The following is a 15529-nucleotide window of genomic DNA, read 5'->3' as shown; positions in this document are numbered from 1 at the left end:
GCCCGTAGCTCAGCTGGATAGAGTACCTGGCTACGAACCAGGTGGTCAGAGGTTCGAATCCTCTCGGGCGCACCATATTTCAAGCAGTACCAAAAGTTTATGAGCGCCCGTAGCTCAGCTGGATAGAGTACCTGGCTACGAACCAGGTGGTCAGAGGTTCGAATCCTCTCGGGCGCACCATACAGACAGCCTCGACTTCGGTCGGGGCTGTTTTTTTATGGGCGATATTTACCCCTGTCGTGTGGATCCGTGTTCGCTGTGGCGTCCGGGTTACCCTCCTGCCTGCCTGCCTGCCTGCCTGCCTGTCTGTTCTTGTCCTCTTTTATACCTCTTCTGTTATTGCGCCGCGTTCTTCTGAACGGTGCAACCCTTTGCCTCTATCTGCAGGCGAGCTGTATGCCTGCTGTTGCAACGGCAGATGCCGTGCCGTTCATCACTCAGGATGTGGGAGCGGATATCCTGTGCGGCCTGCAGAGGCGTTTTGCGGGCAATAAAAAAGGATGCCGCAGCATCCTTTTGTGTCGAGATATTGACTCAGCTTTTTAACCATTTGCGAATGCGGTTGGCATCGCCGATGGGGGTGCGTTTGCCCACCGAGTTGAGCAGCACGATGGCGAGCTCGCGGCTGTCCGGTTTGGCGCGCATCACCAGACAGCGTCCTGCCTCGTCAGTGAAGCCGGTCTTGGAGAGGCGTACGTCCCAATCCGGGTTTTTCACCAGCGGGTTGGTGTTGTTGAACATCAGGCTGTAGGCGGGGGCGCTGAAGCGCATCTCCCGGTTCTCATCCTGAGTGAACTGACGGATCAGCGGCTGGCGATAGGCGGCGGCGGCCAGCTTGCCCAGATCCTGGGCGGTGGAAACGTTGCGGGTGGAGAGGCCGGTGGAGTCGTAGAAGTGGGTATTACGCATACCCAGCTGTCTGGCCTTGTTGTTCATGGCCCGCACGAAGGCGCTGCGACCGCCCGGATAGTGACGCGCCAGTGCCGAGGCCATCCGGTTTTCGGAGGACATCAGCGCCAGATGCAGGGCGTCGCGGCGGGTCACCTTGGTGCCCATGCGGATGCGGGAATGAGTGTGTTTGACCCGATCCAGATCGTTCTTGTCGACCGTAATGGTCTGGTTGAGATTCTGTTTGGCATCCAGCACCACCAGCGCTGTCATCAGCTTGGTGAGGGAGGCGATAGGACGTACCTTGGTTGCATTCTTCTGGTAGAGCGTCTTGCCCGTTTTTACATCCACGACCAGAGCGCTGCTCGAGCGTACTTCCAGTTTGGCTGGGTTAGGTGCCGCGCTGACCGCAGGCAATCCCAGCATTCCCATCAACCCGACAACCAGCGCTGCTGCGCGAATCCGACACCACATACAACCGACTCCGTTCCCATCCAAAAAAAGGCGCTAGATTCACTCATTTTTACCCCGGCTTTACAAGGGCCGAGCGGGACTATTTCTGCTATTTGCGCAAAATTGGCGATCAAAAAAGCCCTCTGGCGAGGGCTTTCGGGTCGGGCGTTGGGCGAGGGGTCAATCCCGCGGCTGCGCGGCCCTGCGTTTGCTGATCCAGCGCCAGACCAGCGCCACCATGCCACCCACCAGCAGGGCCACAGGCAGATAGATGATGATGTTGAAGAACTGGGTCTGGTATTCGGCGGCCAGCTTGGTGTGGCTCAGGTAGTAGCCAAACCCGACCAGCGGGCAGATCCACATGATGGAGCTGATCAGATTGACGATGAGAAAGCGCCCCTGGGGCAGCTCGGTAGCTCCCACTATATAGGGGTAGGCGGTGCGCACGAAGGCGATATAGCGAGCGGTGATCAGGGTGATGATCCCGTACTTGTCCAGCAGGTGGTAGACCTTCTGCTGGTGCCGCTCTTCCACGTGGGACATCAGCCGATGGTAGAGCTGGGTGTGGCCAAGGAAGCGCCCCTGCATGTAACCGAGCCAGGTGCCGACAAAGGTAGCCATGATCAACAGCGGGATCACCCCGAGAGACAATACATCCTGATAGATGAGCACGCCGGTGAGGATCAGCAGGCTGTCACCGGGCAGAAAGGCGGTAGGGATGAATCCGTTTTCCAGTACCAGAAACGTCAGAATCACACCACAGATCATGAAGGCCATCTTGGGATCGGAAAGTGTGTTCAGATCGTGGTTCATAAAGGCGTGAGCCAGTTGGTAAAACTGCTCCATACTTGCAAACTCCGCAGGTTAGCTGGGTTGATCGGTCAAGGGCATGGCGAGCACCTTGTCGATGCGCAGGCCATCCATGTCAACAATTTCCAGTTGCCACTGTTCCAGTGTCACCAGGTCTCCAGTTTGTGGAACACGACCAAGGAGCAGCATGATAAGCCCTCCGAGGGTGTGATAGTGATGTTTTTCTTCTTCTGGCAGACGAACCAGCTCCAGACAGTCCTTCAACTCCGGCAGCGGGATCAGGCCATCGAGCAGCCAGCTGCCGTCGGCGCGCCGGAATGCCCAGTTGTCCTCGCCATCCTTCTGCTGGAAATCCCCCGCCAGCGCCTCCAGCAGATCCTGCTGGGTGACCAGCCCCTGCAACTCGCCATATTCGTCCACCACCAGCGCCATCTGTTCGCTGTGGGTGCGGAAGTGGTTGAGCAGCTCGACGCCGTTGAGGGTCTCGGGCAGCAGGCTGCCCTCCTGGGTCAGGGCAGCCAGATCGATGGGCTCCCCCTTGATATAGGCGTGCAGCACCTTGCTGACATTGATGATACCCACCAATTCTGACAGGTTGCCGTCGCAGACCGGAAAATAGCTGTGGCGATACTCCACCAGTCGCTGCAGGTTGGTCTCCAGCGGCAGCGCCAGATCCAGATAGCGGATATCGCTGCGCGGCACCATCAGGGAGGAGAGGCTGCGCTCGTCGAGACGGAAGACGTTGCGCAGCATGGTGTGTTCATGATCCTCGATCACCCCGGCTTCCGATCCTTCCACCAGCATGGCGTGGATCTCCTCCTCGGTGACGTTGGCGCTGCCGTTCTGGTTGACCCGCAGCAGCCGCAGGCTGGCATTGGTAGAGGCCGACAGCAGCCAGACGAAGGGGCGGGTCAGGGTGGCGAGCCAGTGCATGGGGCGGGCCACCAGACAGGCGATGCGCTCGGCATTGAGCTGGCCGAGGCGCTTGGGCACCAGCTCCCCCACCACGATGGAGAGGTAAGTGACCACCACTACCACTATGACGGTGGCGAGCAGGCTGCTGCTCTTGGCCGGGAGCCCCCACTCCTGCAACCAGAGGGAGAAGGGCTGGGCCAGCAGGGATTCGCCGTAGATACCGTTGAGCAGGCCGATGCTGGTAATGCCGATCTGGACGGCAGAGAGAAAATGGGTCGGGTCTTCGCCCAGTTTGAGGGCAATGGCGGCGGAACGGTTGCCTTCAGAGGCAAGCTTGCCGAGGCGAGCCTTGCGTGCGGTGACGATGGCGATTTCTGACATGGCGAAGACGCCATTAAGCAAAATCAATCCCAGCAGGATCAATATTTCCATACAGCAACAGCACTCCTTGAGTGGATAAGATCGCTGGCAGTGTAATGAATTTGGCGGCGATGCGCTTGTGAAAGCGGGTGATCCGGCTCGCTAATTTGATGACAGCGCTTTGTGGTGGCTGAAAAAGATGGCCGGAAAAGGGAAGGATGACCCCGCCAAACGGCGTAATGGGCGAGGCAGCATTGCAGGAGGGAAAAGGGCGGGAAGTCCCGCCCTTGCTTGTCACTTGTCAGGCAACCGTTGTCAGAACTGCTGGAACCAGCGCTGGATCTGGGCCGGGTCTTTGCTCTGGGTCAGGGAGAGCATCAGCAGCACCCGCGCTTTCTGCGGGTTGAGAGTGCCGGAGGCCACGAAGCCGTACTTGGCATCATCGATCTCGGCATCCAGGGTGGTGGCGCCGGTCGGCACGCGGGCGGAGCGCACGACGCGGATGCCATCCTTGCTCGCCTTGGCCAGGGTATCGAACAGGGTGTGGTAGAGATTGCCGTTACCCACCCCGGCGCTGACGATGCCGTCGAACTTGGCATCCACCATCGCCTTGGCCGGCAAGTCGGTGGCGTTGGCGTAGCTGTAGACGATGCCCACTTGCGGCAGCTTGTCGAGCTTGCTCACGTCAAACGGCGTCTTGCTGGTGTGCAGACGAGCCGGGCTGCGCTGATAGTCGATCTTGCCGTTGTGGATGTAACCCAGCGGGCCAAAGTTGGGGGAAGCGAAGGTCTGTACCCCGGTTGTGTTGGTCTTGGTGACGTCGCGGGCATCCAGCACGGTGTCGTTCATCGCCACCATCACGCCACGGCCCTTGGAGCTCGGGTCGGAAGCAGTCACCACGGCGTTGTAGAGGTTGAGCGGGCCATCAGCACTCATGGCGGTGGAGGGGCGCATGGCGCCAACCAATACCACCGGCTTGTCGCTCTTGACGGTCAGATTGAGGAAGTAGGCGGTCTCTTCCATGGTGTCGGTGCCGTGGGTGATGACAATGCCATCCACGTCATCCTTGGCCAGCAGCTCGTTGACCCGTTTGGCCAGCTTAAGCCACACCTCGTCGTTCATGTCCTGGGAGCCGATCTTCACCACCTGCTCTCCCTGCACATCGGCCACGTTCTTCATCTCGGGCACGGCGGCGATCAGGGTTTCGATGGCCACCTTGCCAGCCTCGTAGTTGGACTGGGTAGCCGACTGGCCAGCCCCGGCAATGGTGCCGCCGGTTGCCAGAATGTGCACGTTGGGCAGCGCCATCGCCATGGGGGAGAGGGTCAGGCCGACGACGGCGGCGAGCAGGGTCTTGCGGATCGGTAGGGTCATGCTGCAAATCCTTGTGGTTGGAATAATCGCAGCAAGTTTGCCCGTTTAATAACCCGGGTCTGTGATAAAACTCACCAAAAGACAGGTGAGTACAGATTTTTAACCTGTTTTATACCTCTATGGAGATAATTTAACTCGCAGAAAAACCCTTGGCTTCGATCAGGGCGATCAGCTCGGCCTTGCTCAGATCGCTCTCGATGACGGCCTTGCTGCTGGCGAAATCGACGGTTGCGGTGGTGACCGCAGGCTGGGCCAGCAGCACTTTTTGCAGACTGGCGGCGCAGCCACCGCAGGACATGCCGGACACGGTGAGTTCGATGGTCATGGGATATCTCCTTTGTTGATGGGCGCCAGCCTAAAGCTGCCGCCTCCGGCAAGGTCAAGCCGTCAGTACATCAACCCTAGGTAGTTCATCAGAGTCGCCCCGAGGCTGGTAGTAACCAGCGAACCGAGGGTGGTGGTGGCGATGATGTTTGCGGCCAGCACGCTGTCGCCCCCCATGGCACGGGTCATCACATAGCTGGCGGCGGCAGTCGGGGTAGCGCTGATGAGAAACAGAATACCCAGCTCCAGATGGCTGAAGCCGAGCAGGGCAGCCCCCAGAGTGAACACCGCAGGAATGAGGCAGAGCCGCATGATACTGGCCCAGCCCGCAATGGCTGCACCACCACGCAGAGCGTCGAGGCTGAGGGAGGCGCCGGTGCAGAGCAGCGCCAGCGGCAACGTCATGTTGGCGAAGTAGCTGCCGGTGGTGAGCAGCAGTTGCGGCATCTTGATACCGAGCAGGGTAAACGGCAGCGCCGCCACAATGGCGATGATCAGGGGGTTCTTGATGATGCCGAGCAGGATGGGGCGAATGCCGGTGGCGCCGCCGAGACTGCGGGTGAGGGTGATCACCGCGAGAATGTTGTAGAGCACGGTCACCGCGCCGACATAGAAGGCCGCCACCCCCAACCCTTCGTGGCCATAGGCGTTCTGCACATAGGCGAGCCCGATAATGGCGCTGTTGCCGCGAAAGCTCCCTTGCACGAAGATGCCGCGCAGCCGCTGCTCCCCGATAAAACGTCCGGCCAGCAGTTCCAGCACCAGATAGCTGATAACGGTGGCGAGCAGGCCATAGCCGATAAACCAGAGGCTCGGCATGGTGGCGAAGTTGGTACCCAGAATACTGAGAAAGAGCAGAGCGGGCAGGGTGACCTGAAACACCAGTCGCGAGGCGGATTCGGTAAAGGGATCCGGCAGCAGCCCCAACCGCTTGAGCAAGATGCCGAGCAGCAGCACCACGCAGATGGGCCCTGTGATGGAGAGGGAGAAGAGCAGACTGGCCAGCAGATCCATGATGGGCATCCTGTGCTGTGCCCACACACCCTGACGGCGGGGCAAAAAGGGCATTCTAACGCCATGGGCTTGTATTCACAGGGGTTAATCACAACAATGTGGGCAATTCCACCGCCTAGCCTCCTGTGAGCCAATTCATGGACAAGAAACTGACCATCCTCGATATCGCCAGACTGAGTGGCGTCGGCAAGTCGACCGTCTCCCGGGTGCTTAATCAGGATCCCAAGGTGAAGCAGGAGACCCGCGAGCGGGTGGAGCAGATCATCGCCGAACACGGCTTTGTGCCGAGCAAGTCGGCGCGGGCCATGCGCAGCCAGAGCCAGCAGGTGGTGGGGATCATCGTCTCGCGGCTCGACTCCAGCTCGGAGAATCAGGCGGTGCGCGGCATGCTGGAGACCCTCTACCAGCGCGGTTACGACGCCGTGCTGATGGAAAGCAAGTTCTCCCCCGCCAAGGTGCAGGAGCATCTGTCGGTGCTGGAGCGACGCGGGGTGGATGGCATCATCCTGTTCGCCTTCAATGATTTGGACTATGCCGCCATGGCCCCGCTGAAAGATAAGCTGGTGCTGGTCGCTCGTGAATATCCCGGTTTCTCCTCGGTCTGCTTCGACGACGCCGGTGCGGTGCGCACCATGCTGGCGCAACTGGCAAGCCGTGGCGCCCGCGACATCGCCTATCTGGGGGTTGATGCCTCGGATCTCACCACCGGCCAGCGCCGCCTCGACGCCTATCTCGCTTACTGCGCAGAGCAAGGGTTGCGCCCGTGCAGCGCCCTCGGCGATCTCAGCCTGCAGAGCGGCTACCGGCTGGCGGCCGAGCTGCTGACGCCCTCCACCCAGGCGTTGGTCTGCGCCAGCGACACCCTCGCCATCGGTGCGGCAAAATACCTGCAAGAACAAGGGCGTAGCGAGGTGCTGGTGACCGGCCTTGGCAACAACCCCATGCTCAGCTTCCTCTTCCCCAACGCCCTCAGTCTCGATCTTGGCTACAAGGGGGCAGGGGAGCAGGCGGCGCGTCAGCTGCTCGGTCAGATTGAGCAGGATCAGCCTCCGCTGGTGACTATCGCCCCCTGCCGAACCCTGTGAGCCCCATCACTTCAGACTGAACAAAAAGTGCGCTTTTTGTGACGCTGGCCACGGATTGGGAACGTTCCCATTTCGATCTGGCCAGATTGTCGGCATGCTAAATGGGAACGATACCAAAAACGCTCCGGCCGACAGACTGGCTCAAAAGGGCGATACAGACCACTATTCAATGGCGTCACAGAGGGAAGACCCATGTCCAAGATCAACGCACAGCAGCTTGCCACCCTGATCGACAAGATCGGCGGCAAGGAGAACATCGCCACCGTCAGCCACTGCCTGACCCGGTTGCGCTTCGTCCTGAACGATCCGGCCAAGGCCGACAGCAAGGCCATCGAGACCATTCCGGCAGTGAAGGGAAGCTTCACCCAGGGCGGTCAGTTCCAGGTGGTGATCGGTAACGAGGTAGAGCAGTGGTACAAGGCGCTGACCGAACAGCTCGGCGTCAGCGGTGGCAGCAAGGAGACCGCCAAGCAGGCTGCTCGCCAGAACATGAACCCGCTGGAGCGGGGCATCTCCCATCTGGCGGAGATCTTCGTACCGTTGCTGCCCGCCATCATCACCGGCGGTCTGATCCTGGGCTTTCGCAACGTCATCGGCGACATCAAGATGTTCGACGATGGCACTCACACCCTCACCGAGATCAGCCAATTCTGGGCGCAGGTGCACGCTTTCCTCTGGCTGCTGGGCGAGGCGATTTTCCACTTCCTGCCGGTAGGCGTCTGCTGGTCTGCAGTGAAGAAGATGGGCGGCTCCGAGATCTTGGGTATCGTGCTGGGGGTGACGCTGGTGTCACCGCAGTTGATGAACGCCTACGGCATCGGTCAGCAGACTCCCGAGGTGTGGGACTTCGGCCTGTTCGTGATCCAGAAGGTGGGTTATCAGGCCCAGGTCATTCCGGCGCTGCTGGCGGGTGTCTTCCTCGCTTGGGTAGAGACCAACCTCAAGCGGATCATTCCGGCTTACCTCTATCTGGTGATTGTGCCGTTTGTCTCGCTGCTGCTGGCAGTGATCGTGGCTCACGCCTTTATCGGCCCGTTCGGTCGCTGGATTGGTGATGGCGTCGGTTTCGCGGCCAAGGCTGCCATGACCGGCTCCTTTGCTCCCATCGGCGCTGCCCTGTTCGGTTTCCTCTACGCACCGCTGGTCATCACCGGCATTCACCACACCACCAACGCAGTGGATCTGCAGCTGATGCAGAGCATGGGTGGCACGCCAATCTGGCCGTTGATCGCCCTCTCCAACATCGCTCAGGCTTCTGCGGTCGTCGGCATCATTCTGATTAGCCGCAAGGAGAACGAGCGGGAGATCTCGGTACCTGCCGCCATCTCCGCCTACCTCGGGGTGACCGAGCCGGCCATGTACGGTATCAACCTCAAGTACAAGTTCCCCATGCTGTGCGCCATGGTGGGCTCCAGTCTTGCGGCCCTTATCTGCGGTTTCGCCGGAGTGATGGCCAACGGCATCGGGGTCGGGGGCCTGCCGGGCATCCTCTCTATCCAGCCGCAATACTGGGCGGTGTTTGCCATCGCCATGTTGGTCGCCATCGTGGTGCCGGTGGTGCTGACCCTGCTGGTCTACAAGCGCCAGCAAGCCGCTGGCAAGTTGGCCCAAGCCAGCGCCTGACACTGATTATCAGGGCGACCCGTGGGTCGCCCTCTCCATTTTCTATTCGAGACATGAGAAAGACCCATGAGCCAAACACCCTGGTGGCAGAGTGCCGTGATTTACCAGATTTACCCCAAGAGCTTTCAGGATTCCGCTGCCCGTGGCACCGGTGATCTCAAGGGGATCATGGCCCGCCTCGATTACCTCAAGACGCTGGGGGTCGATGCCCTCTGGCTGACCCCTGTCTACGTATCCCCGCAGGTGGACAACGGCTACGACATTGCAGACTACCTTGCCATCGACCCCGCCTACGGCACCATGGCAGATTTCGAGGCGCTGCTGGCCGCCGCCCATGAGCGCAACATCCGCATCGTGATGGATATCGTGGTCAACCACACCTCCACCGAGCACGCCTGGTTCAAGTCGGCGCTGGGGGACAAGAACAGCCCCTACCGCGACTACTACATCTGGCGCGATCCGGTGGATGGCGGCGTACCCAACAACTGGCAATCCAAGTTTGGTGGCAGCGCCTGGGAGCTCGATGAGCTCACCGGTCAGTACTACCTGCACCTGTTTGCCCGCGAGCAGGCGGATCTCAACTGGGAAAATCCGACGGTGCGCGCCGAGGTGAAAAACATCATCCACTTCTGGGCCAAGAAGGGGGTGGATGGTTTCCGCCTCGACGTCATCAACCTCATCTCCAAGGATCAGGCGTTCCCGAACGACGAGATTGGCGATGGCCGCCGCTTCTATACTGACGGGCCGCGCATCCACGAATTTTTGCAGGATGTGAGCCGCGACGTGTTTGCTCCGGTCGGCGCAATGACGGTGGGGGAGATGTCCTCTACTTCGCTGGAGCACTGCCAGCGCTATGGCGCCCTCGATGGCTCCGAGCTCTCCATGGTGTTCAACTTCCACCACCTAAAGGTGGATTACCCCAACGGCGACAAGTGGACCAAGGCGCCGTTCGATTTCCTCGAACTCAAGCGCATCTTCAACCACTGGCAGAGCGGCATGCACGGCAAGGGGTGGTCGGCGCTGTTCTGGTGCAACCACGATCAGCCGCGCATCGTCTCCCGTTTCGGTGATGAGGGTGAGTACAGAGTGGTCGCTGCCAAGATGCTGGCCAGCACTCTGCATGGCCTGCAGGGCACCCCCTACATCTATCAGGGGGAGGAGATCGGCATGACCAACCCCGGTTATCAGCGCATCAATGACTATCAGGATGTAGAGAGCCGCAACATCTTCGCCATCAAGCAGGCGGAAGGGATGAGCGAGGCCGAGATCCTCGCGATTCTGGGTGCCAAGTCCCGCGACAACTCGCGTACCCCGATGCAGTGGAGCGCCGCCCCCAACGCCGGTTTTACTGCAGGCAATCCGTGGCTCAAGCCTGCCGCCAACTATCCCGAGATCAATGCCGAGGCGGCGCTGGCCGACCAGCACTCGGTGTTCTGGCACTATCGGGATCTCATCGCCCTTCGCAAGGCGCACCCCATCTTCACGCAGGGGGATTATCAGGAACTGCTGACCGGGCACCCGCAGATCTGGGCCTATGCCCGCCGCGCCAACGGTCAGACCCTGCTGGTGGTGAGCAACTTCTACGGCAAGCCGGTTGAGTTTGCCTTGCCTGCCGAGCTGCAAAGCGGGCAAGGTCGGCTGCTGCTCGGCAACTACCCCGATAGCCCGGCCCAACCGCAATCGGGTATGCTGCGCCCTTATGAATCCCTGATCTGGCTGATGGAGTAGGTAATGGAGAAGGTGGTGCGTGGTGCCGAGTGGCAGAAGATGGTGGCCGGTGATCCCTATGATGCGGGCGCTCCCGAGCTGAAAGCGGCGCGCGAGCGCTGCCGCAGGCTCTATCACACCTTCAACACCAGCTGGCAGGAGAAACCGGCGCGGGATGCTTTGCTGCACGACCTGCTCGGTGGGCGTGGCCAGGAGTGTGTCATCAATCCGCCGTTCTTCTGCGACTATGGCGCCAACATCTTCGTCGGCGAGAACTTCTACGCCAACGTCAATTGCACCATCCTCGACGTCTGCGAGGTGCACATCGGCGACAACGTGCTGCTGGCGCCCGGGGTGCAGATCTACACCGCCGCTCACCCGGTGGCGGTGGCGCCACGTATCAAGGGTGTCGAGTTCGGCAAGCCGGTGCGGATCGGTCACAACGTCTGGATTGGCGGCAGCGTCGTCATCTGCCCCGGCGTTACTATCGGTGACAACAGCGTCATCGGCGCAGGCTCGGTGGTGACCAAAGATGTGCCCGCCAATGTGGTGGCGGCTGGCAACCCTTGCAAGGTGCTTCGGCCGATGACGGCACAGGAGCTTGAAGGCGTCATCCAGCGGTGAACAGGGGCCATGAATGCAATTGCTATCTGACTGATAGAAAAGCGACTTTCAGATTGTTTTGCATTCAGTGCTTATGTTCGGGGCCGCTTGGCCGATACTGTTGAGTGCAGGAGGAACCCTATGGATATATCAAGTTCTGCAAATGCGTCGTTTGGTTCTGCTCTGATGACGGCCAGTCTGGCCAAGAAACAGCAGACCCAAGAGGGCGAAGCTGCGCTGAAGCTGCTGCAAAACGCAGCGCAATCAGCGCCGGTTGCACCGACATCGGCCAGCGCTTCTCTGGGAAGCAAGATCGATATTCGCGTCTGACCCTAATGAAAAAGCCCCCATCTTGCGATGGGGGCTTTTTTATCTCTGCGATTTGCGGGATCAGACCGGGAAAGGAGCCGGCGCCTCGAAGGTCATCCGCTCGCCGCTACGGGGGTGACTGATGGTCAGCATGGCCGCATGCAGGTAGAGATGGGGCGCCGCCGCCAGCGCATCCGGATGAGCATAGAGGTTGTCACCCAGGATCGGGTGCCCCAGCTCCAGCATATGGACGCGCAACTGGTGCGAGCGACCTGTGATGGGAGTCAGCTTGATCAGGCTGTTGCCGTTCTCCACTTTCAGTTTTTCCCACAGGGTCAGGGCGTGACGCCCCTCCTCGTGATCCACCTTCTGCTTCGGGCGGTTGGGCCAGTCGACGCAGAGCGGCAGGTCAACCTGTCCCGACTCTGCTTCCGGCTCGCCCCACACCCAGGCGAGGTAGTGCTTCTCGGTCTCCCGCTCGCGAAATTGTCGGCTCAGTTCCCGATGAGAGTTGGGATTGAGGGGAATGACAATGACGCCAGTGGTGGACATGTCGAGGCGATGAGCTGCCGCCGCCTTGGGGTGTTGCTGTTTCACCCGATGCAGGACGCTGTCTTCATTCTCGGGGCCGCGCCCGGGGACGCTTAGCAGGCCAGTGGGCTTGTTGACCACCATGATGTCCTTGTCCTTGAACAGGATATCGAGCCAGGGTTCCAGAGGCGGTGAGTATTCAAACATAAATGTCTCGCATCAGAAGGTGGGGGCAAGCCCCCATCAGTTATGGGTAACCATGACAAAGCGGCCTTGGATATCCAGTTTGAGCTGGGTCTGGCCACTGTCGGTCGGTACCTTGTTAGTTATGGGTAACCACGATAAAGCGGATGGCATCCAGCTTGAGCTGGGTCTGGTCGATCAGATGGTGCAATTCTGCCTGCAGATTGCGCAGATATTCCAGCTCGCTGTCGCGCACGTTCGGGTTGACCGCCTTGAGCGCCTCCAGACGATCGAGATCCTGCTGCAGGGTCTGCGCCATCTGGGCGCGGGCCTTGTCGACAATCCCGGCCTTCAGCTCTTCGGCAATCGCCTGACCCTGGCCAATCAGACCATGGATCACCGGCTGGGACGCAGTCACCAGCTTGCTGCCAAGGTGGCGGTTAACCGGCGTCAGCTGGCGGTTGAACGCATCGAACGCCACCTTCTCGCCGAGGTTGTTGCCGTTCTTGTCCATCAGCAGGCGGATCGGTGTCGGCGGCATGAAGCGGTAGAGCTGGGGATGAGCCGCAGACTCGGCGACGAAGATCAGCTCCAGCAGGATGGAACCGACCGGCAGCGCCTTGTTCTTGAGCAGGGCCACCGAGGTGGCACCGATCTCGGAGCCGAGGATCAGGTCGATACCGCCGCGCATCATGGGGTGATCCCAGGAGAGGAACGACATATCGTCCCGCGACAGGGCGGTGGTGCGATCAAAGGTGATGGTCATGCCGTCTTGCGGCAGGCCCGGGAAGCTGGGCACCAGCATGTGATCGCCCGGCATCAGCACCAGCGCATTCTCGCCGCGATCGTCCTGATTGACGCCGATCTCGTCGAACATCTTGAGGGCGAAGGAGATCATGCCAGTGTCGTCATCTTCGGCAGCCAGCTTCTCGACCAGCTGTTTGGCAGCTTCGCCACCGCTGGAGTGGATCTCCAGCAGACGATCGCGGCCCTGTTCCAGCTTGGCCTTGAGCGGCTCGTGCAGTTCGCGGGTGCGGGTCAGCAGTGCTTCGAGGGTCGCCTGATCACCGGTATTGGCAGCCAGCAGCGCGAACAGCTCGTCACGCACCGCTTCAAACACCGGGCGGGCGGTCGGGCAGGTCTGCTCGAACGCATCGAGGCCATCGTGATACCAGAGCTGCAGGGCACGCTGGGAGGTGCCCTCCAGATAGGGAACGTGGATTTCGACGGTGTTCTGCTGACCGATGCGATCGAGACGGCCGATCCGCTGCTCCAGCAGATCCGGGTTGAGGGGCAGATCGAACAGCACCAAATGGCTGGCAAACTGGAAGTTGCGACCTTCGGAGCCGATCTCGGAGCAGAGCAGCACCTGGGCGCCGCCCTCAGCTTGAGCGAAATAGGCGGAGGCCTTGTCCCGCTCGAGGATGGACATCCCCTCGTGGAAGACGGCGGCGCGGATCCCCTCGCGGGTGCGCACAGCCTCTTCCAGCGCGATGGCGGTGGCCGCTTCGGAGCAGATCACCAGCACCTTCTGCTGACGGGCAGAGATCAGCAGCTCCAGCAGCCAGTCAACGCGCGGGTCGAACTGGGTCCAGCTGGCGCTGTCGCCTTCAAACTGCTGGAAGATCTTCTCGGGGTAGAGGTAGCGCAGGGCACGGGTCTGCAGATCGCCGCCATTGCCACCCATCATGCCCATCACCTTGATAGCAGTCTTGTACTGCTCCGGCAGCGGCATGGGGTAGACGTTGAGATGGCGCTCGGGGAAGCCTTGAATATTGGCGCGGCTGTTGCGAAACAGGACGCGACCGGTGCCGTGCTGATCCAGCAGCTTGGCGACCGCCTGTTGACGGGCGGCGGCATCGCCGAGGTCCAGACCGGTCAGTTGATCGGCCAGGATGGCTTTGGCGTTTTCGCTCAGGGTCTCGCCATCCAGCAGCTCTTGCGCGGCGCTGGCGACCTGACCATAGGCCTGCTCCTCGGCGAGGAAGGCGTCGTAGTCGTAGAAACGCTCGGGGTCGAGCAGGCGCAGACGGGCGAAGTGGCTCTGGTGGCCCAGCTGATCCGGGGTGGCGGTCAGCAGCAGCACGCCCGGCACCTGTTCGGCCAGCGCTTCCACCATTTCATAGGCACGGCTCGGCGCCTCTTCGCTCCATTCAAGATGGTGCGCTTCGTCGACAACCAGCAGATCCCACTCGGCTTCCAGCACTTGCTCGAAGCGACGACGCTTCTTGCGCAGGAAGTCGAGGCTGCAGATCACCAGCTGTTCGGTCTCGAAGGGGTTCTCCGCATCTGCGAATGCCTCGATGCAGCGCTCCTCATCAAACAGGGAGAAATGCAGGTTGAAGCGGCGCAGCATTTCGACCAGCCATTGGTGCTGCAAAGTTTCGGGCAGCAGGATCAGCACCCGATGGGCGCGGCCGGAGAGCAGTTGCTGATGAATGATCATTCCCGCTTCGATGGTCTTGCCCAGACCCACTTCATCGGCCAGCAGTACGCGCGGAGCGTAGCGGTGACCCACTTCATGGGCAATATAGAGCTGGTGCGGGATCAGGCTGACCCGGCCACCGGCCAGACCACGAGTCGGGTTGCGACGACGCTGGTGCTGGTTGACCAGCGCTTCGTAGCGCAGGGTGAAGCGGGACATCCGATCGATCTGACCGGCGAACAGGCGATCCTGCGGCTTGTTGAACTTGATAAAGTTGTTGAGAAACACTTCCTTGAGGGCAACGGGCTCATTATTGTCAGTGCGCACACCTACATATATAAGCAGGCCGTCTTTCTCCTGCACTTCTTCGACCGTCATGGTCCAGTCTTCGTGACTGGTGATCTGATCGCCCACATTGAAGCTGACCCGGGTGACCGGCGCCTCTTCTTTGGCATACATGCGGTTTTCACCGGTAGCCGGAAACAACAGGGTAACCATGCGTCCTTCAACAGCAACGACAGTCCCCAACCCCAGATCCGTCTCTGTATCACTAATCCAACGCTGGCCAAGTGCAAAAGGCATTAAACTCTCCAAAGCCCAAGAGTGTGTGAATCGCAAAGGGGCGCTATGTTACCCGAAGGCGTGACCTCGATCACCATGCATATAGATGTAGAGAGACCAAATCGCCACAACCTTGATCTGCTAACACCGCCACGCCATCTAGAGGATAGAGAGCTCGCCAAACGGGTGTGTTGTTGCAGGATAAATGCGCTTTTTGGGTGATTAGTGAACGGTTGAACCAAAAATGCGAATTTAATTCGAAAACACCCTTGCAAGCGTGATCCAGATCCCTATAATGCGCCTCCATCGACAGGGCAAGCGGCAACGCAAACAACCTCGTCGATAACCTCGAAAAGCCTTTGAA

General features: G+C 60.2%; 14 protein-coding genes and 1 tRNA gene. 6 read left to right on the top strand and 9 right to left on the bottom strand.

The window, feature by feature from the left end:
• The first annotated feature begins 103 nt into the window (after window positions 1-103).
• A tRNA-Arg gene (locus tag G5358_RS16390) sits at window positions 104-180 on the top strand.
• A 354-nt stretch (window positions 181-534) separates the two neighbouring features.
• Here G5358_RS16390 and pbpG read toward each other — a convergent pair.
• The 6 genes from pbpG to G5358_RS16360 all read right to left on the bottom strand — a co-directional run bounded on the left by pbpG (window position 535) and on the right by G5358_RS16360 (window position 6138).
• Entirely contained in the window at window positions 535-1362 is an 828-nt protein-coding gene (gene pbpG, locus G5358_RS16385) for a D-alanyl-D-alanine endopeptidase (RefSeq protein WP_005348750.1), read from the bottom strand.
• A 159-nt stretch (window positions 1363-1521) separates the two neighbouring features.
• Complete coding sequence (locus G5358_RS16380) at window positions 1522-2187, bottom strand: DedA family protein (RefSeq protein WP_005343012.1); 666 nt, start codon at window positions 2185-2187, stop codon at window positions 1522-1524.
• An 18-nt stretch (window positions 2188-2205) separates the two neighbouring features.
• Entirely contained in the window at window positions 2206-3498 is a 1293-nt protein-coding gene (locus G5358_RS16375) for a hemolysin family protein (protein ID WP_421324491.1), read from the bottom strand.
• 243 nt (window positions 3499-3741) lie between these two features.
• The gene (gene ansB / locus G5358_RS16370) at window positions 3742-4800 is read right to left on the bottom strand and encodes an L-asparaginase 2 (protein WP_111900276.1); all 1059 of its coding nucleotides are present in this window, start codon (window positions 4798-4800) and stop codon (window positions 3742-3744) included.
• A 130-nt stretch (window positions 4801-4930) separates the two neighbouring features.
• Window positions 4931-5125 carry a heavy-metal-associated domain-containing protein gene (locus G5358_RS16365; protein WP_120416408.1) on the bottom strand — a complete coding sequence of 65 codons (195 nt, stop codon included), beginning with the start codon at window positions 5123-5125 and terminating at the stop codon, window positions 4931-4933.
• 62 nt (window positions 5126-5187) lie between these two features.
• On the bottom strand, window positions 5188-6138 hold the full coding sequence (locus G5358_RS16360) for an AEC family transporter (protein ID WP_421279547.1): 951 nt from the start codon (window positions 6136-6138) through the stop codon (window positions 5188-5190).
• Between the two features lie 137 nt (window positions 6139-6275).
• Here G5358_RS16360 and treR point away from each other — a divergent pair, with 137 nt between their 5' ends.
• The 5 genes from treR (at window position 6276) to G5358_RS16335 (ending at window position 11486) form a co-directional block, all read left to right on the top strand.
• On the top strand, window positions 6276-7223 hold the full coding sequence (gene treR, locus G5358_RS16355; RefSeq protein ID WP_421324489.1) for a trehalose operon repressor TreR: 948 nt from the start codon (window positions 6276-6278) through the stop codon (window positions 7221-7223).
• A gap of 192 nt (window positions 7224-7415) precedes the next feature.
• Complete coding sequence (gene treB, locus G5358_RS16350; protein ID WP_005336043.1) at window positions 7416-8846, top strand: PTS trehalose transporter subunit IIBC; 1431 nt, start codon at window positions 7416-7418, stop codon at window positions 8844-8846.
• A gap of 66 nt (window positions 8847-8912) precedes the next feature.
• Window positions 8913-10574 carry an alpha,alpha-phosphotrehalase gene (treC, locus tag G5358_RS16345; protein WP_421324487.1) on the top strand — a complete coding sequence of 554 codons (1662 nt, stop codon included), beginning with the start codon at window positions 8913-8915 and terminating at the stop codon, window positions 10572-10574.
• A gap of 3 nt (window positions 10575-10577) precedes the next feature.
• On the top strand, window positions 10578-11177 hold the full coding sequence (locus G5358_RS16340) for a sugar O-acetyltransferase (protein WP_421324485.1): 600 nt from the start codon (window positions 10578-10580) through the stop codon (window positions 11175-11177).
• 120 nt (window positions 11178-11297) lie between these two features.
• Complete coding sequence (locus G5358_RS16335; protein ID WP_005336040.1) at window positions 11298-11486, top strand: hypothetical protein; 189 nt, start codon at window positions 11298-11300, stop codon at window positions 11484-11486.
• Window positions 11487-11546: 60 nt separating this feature from the next.
• On the opposite strand, the gene rluA is transcribed toward G5358_RS16335, so the two are convergent.
• From rluA to G5358_RS16320, 3 genes are all read right to left on the bottom strand, one after another.
• The gene (rluA, locus tag G5358_RS16330; RefSeq protein ID WP_042081022.1) at window positions 11547-12203 is read right to left on the bottom strand and encodes a bifunctional tRNA pseudouridine(32) synthase/23S rRNA pseudouridine(746) synthase RluA; all 657 of its coding nucleotides are present in this window, start codon (window positions 12201-12203) and stop codon (window positions 11547-11549) included.
• Between the two features lie 115 nt (window positions 12204-12318).
• Complete coding sequence (gene rapA / locus G5358_RS16325; protein ID WP_421324484.1) at window positions 12319-15186, bottom strand: RNA polymerase-associated protein RapA; 2868 nt, start codon at window positions 15184-15186, stop codon at window positions 12319-12321.
• A gap of 70 nt (window positions 15187-15256) precedes the next feature.
• Window positions 15257-15529, bottom strand: a 273-nt coding sequence (locus G5358_RS16320; protein WP_421264015.1) for a hypothetical protein, incomplete at its 5' end; no start/stop codon positions are given.

The organism is Aeromonas sp. 604176 (genome assembly GCF_049170755.1).
Taxonomy (GTDB): domain Bacteria; phylum Pseudomonadota; class Gammaproteobacteria; order Enterobacterales; family Aeromonadaceae; genus Aeromonas; species Aeromonas veronii_A.
Note: the sequence above shows the minus strand (reverse complement) of the source record. Positions and strands in the feature narration are given on the sequence as shown.

Excerpts from the sequence above, each read along its gene's own strand:
- treC (WP_421324487.1), top strand. The coding sequence starts at position 8,913 with ATGAGCCAAACACCCTGGTGGCAGAGTGCCGTGATTTACCAGATTTAC.
- G5358_RS16340 (WP_421324485.1), top strand. The coding sequence starts at position 10,578 with ATGGAGAAGGTGGTGCGTGGTGCCGAGTGGCAGAAGATGGTGGCCGGT.
- G5358_RS16360 (WP_421279547.1), bottom strand. The coding sequence starts at position 6,138 with ATGGATCTGCTGGCCAGTCTGCTCTTCTCCCTCTCCATCACAGGGCCC.
- G5358_RS16335 (WP_005336040.1), top strand. The coding sequence starts at position 11,298 with ATGGATATATCAAGTTCTGCAAATGCGTCGTTTGGTTCTGCTCTGATG.
- G5358_RS16380 (WP_005343012.1), bottom strand. The coding sequence starts at position 2,187 with ATGGAGCAGTTTTACCAACTGGCTCACGCCTTTATGAACCACGATCTG.
- rapA (WP_421324484.1), bottom strand. The coding sequence starts at position 15,186 with ATGCCTTTTGCACTTGGCCAGCGTTGGATTAGTGATACAGAGACGGAT.
- pbpG (WP_005348750.1), bottom strand. The coding sequence starts at position 1,362 with ATGTGGTGTCGGATTCGCGCAGCAGCGCTGGTTGTCGGGTTGATGGGA.
- G5358_RS16365 (WP_120416408.1), bottom strand. The coding sequence starts at position 5,125 with ATGACCATCGAACTCACCGTGTCCGGCATGTCCTGCGGTGGCTGCGCC.
- ansB (WP_111900276.1), bottom strand. The coding sequence starts at position 4,800 with ATGACCCTACCGATCCGCAAGACCCTGCTCGCCGCCGTCGTCGGCCTG.
- rluA (WP_042081022.1), bottom strand. The coding sequence starts at position 12,203 with ATGTTTGAATACTCACCGCCTCTGGAACCCTGGCTCGATATCCTGTTC.
- G5358_RS16375 (WP_421324491.1), bottom strand. The coding sequence starts at position 3,498 with ATGGAAATATTGATCCTGCTGGGATTGATTTTGCTTAATGGCGTCTTC.
- treB (WP_005336043.1), top strand. The coding sequence starts at position 7,416 with ATGTCCAAGATCAACGCACAGCAGCTTGCCACCCTGATCGACAAGATC.
- treR (WP_421324489.1), top strand. The coding sequence starts at position 6,276 with ATGGACAAGAAACTGACCATCCTCGATATCGCCAGACTGAGTGGCGTC.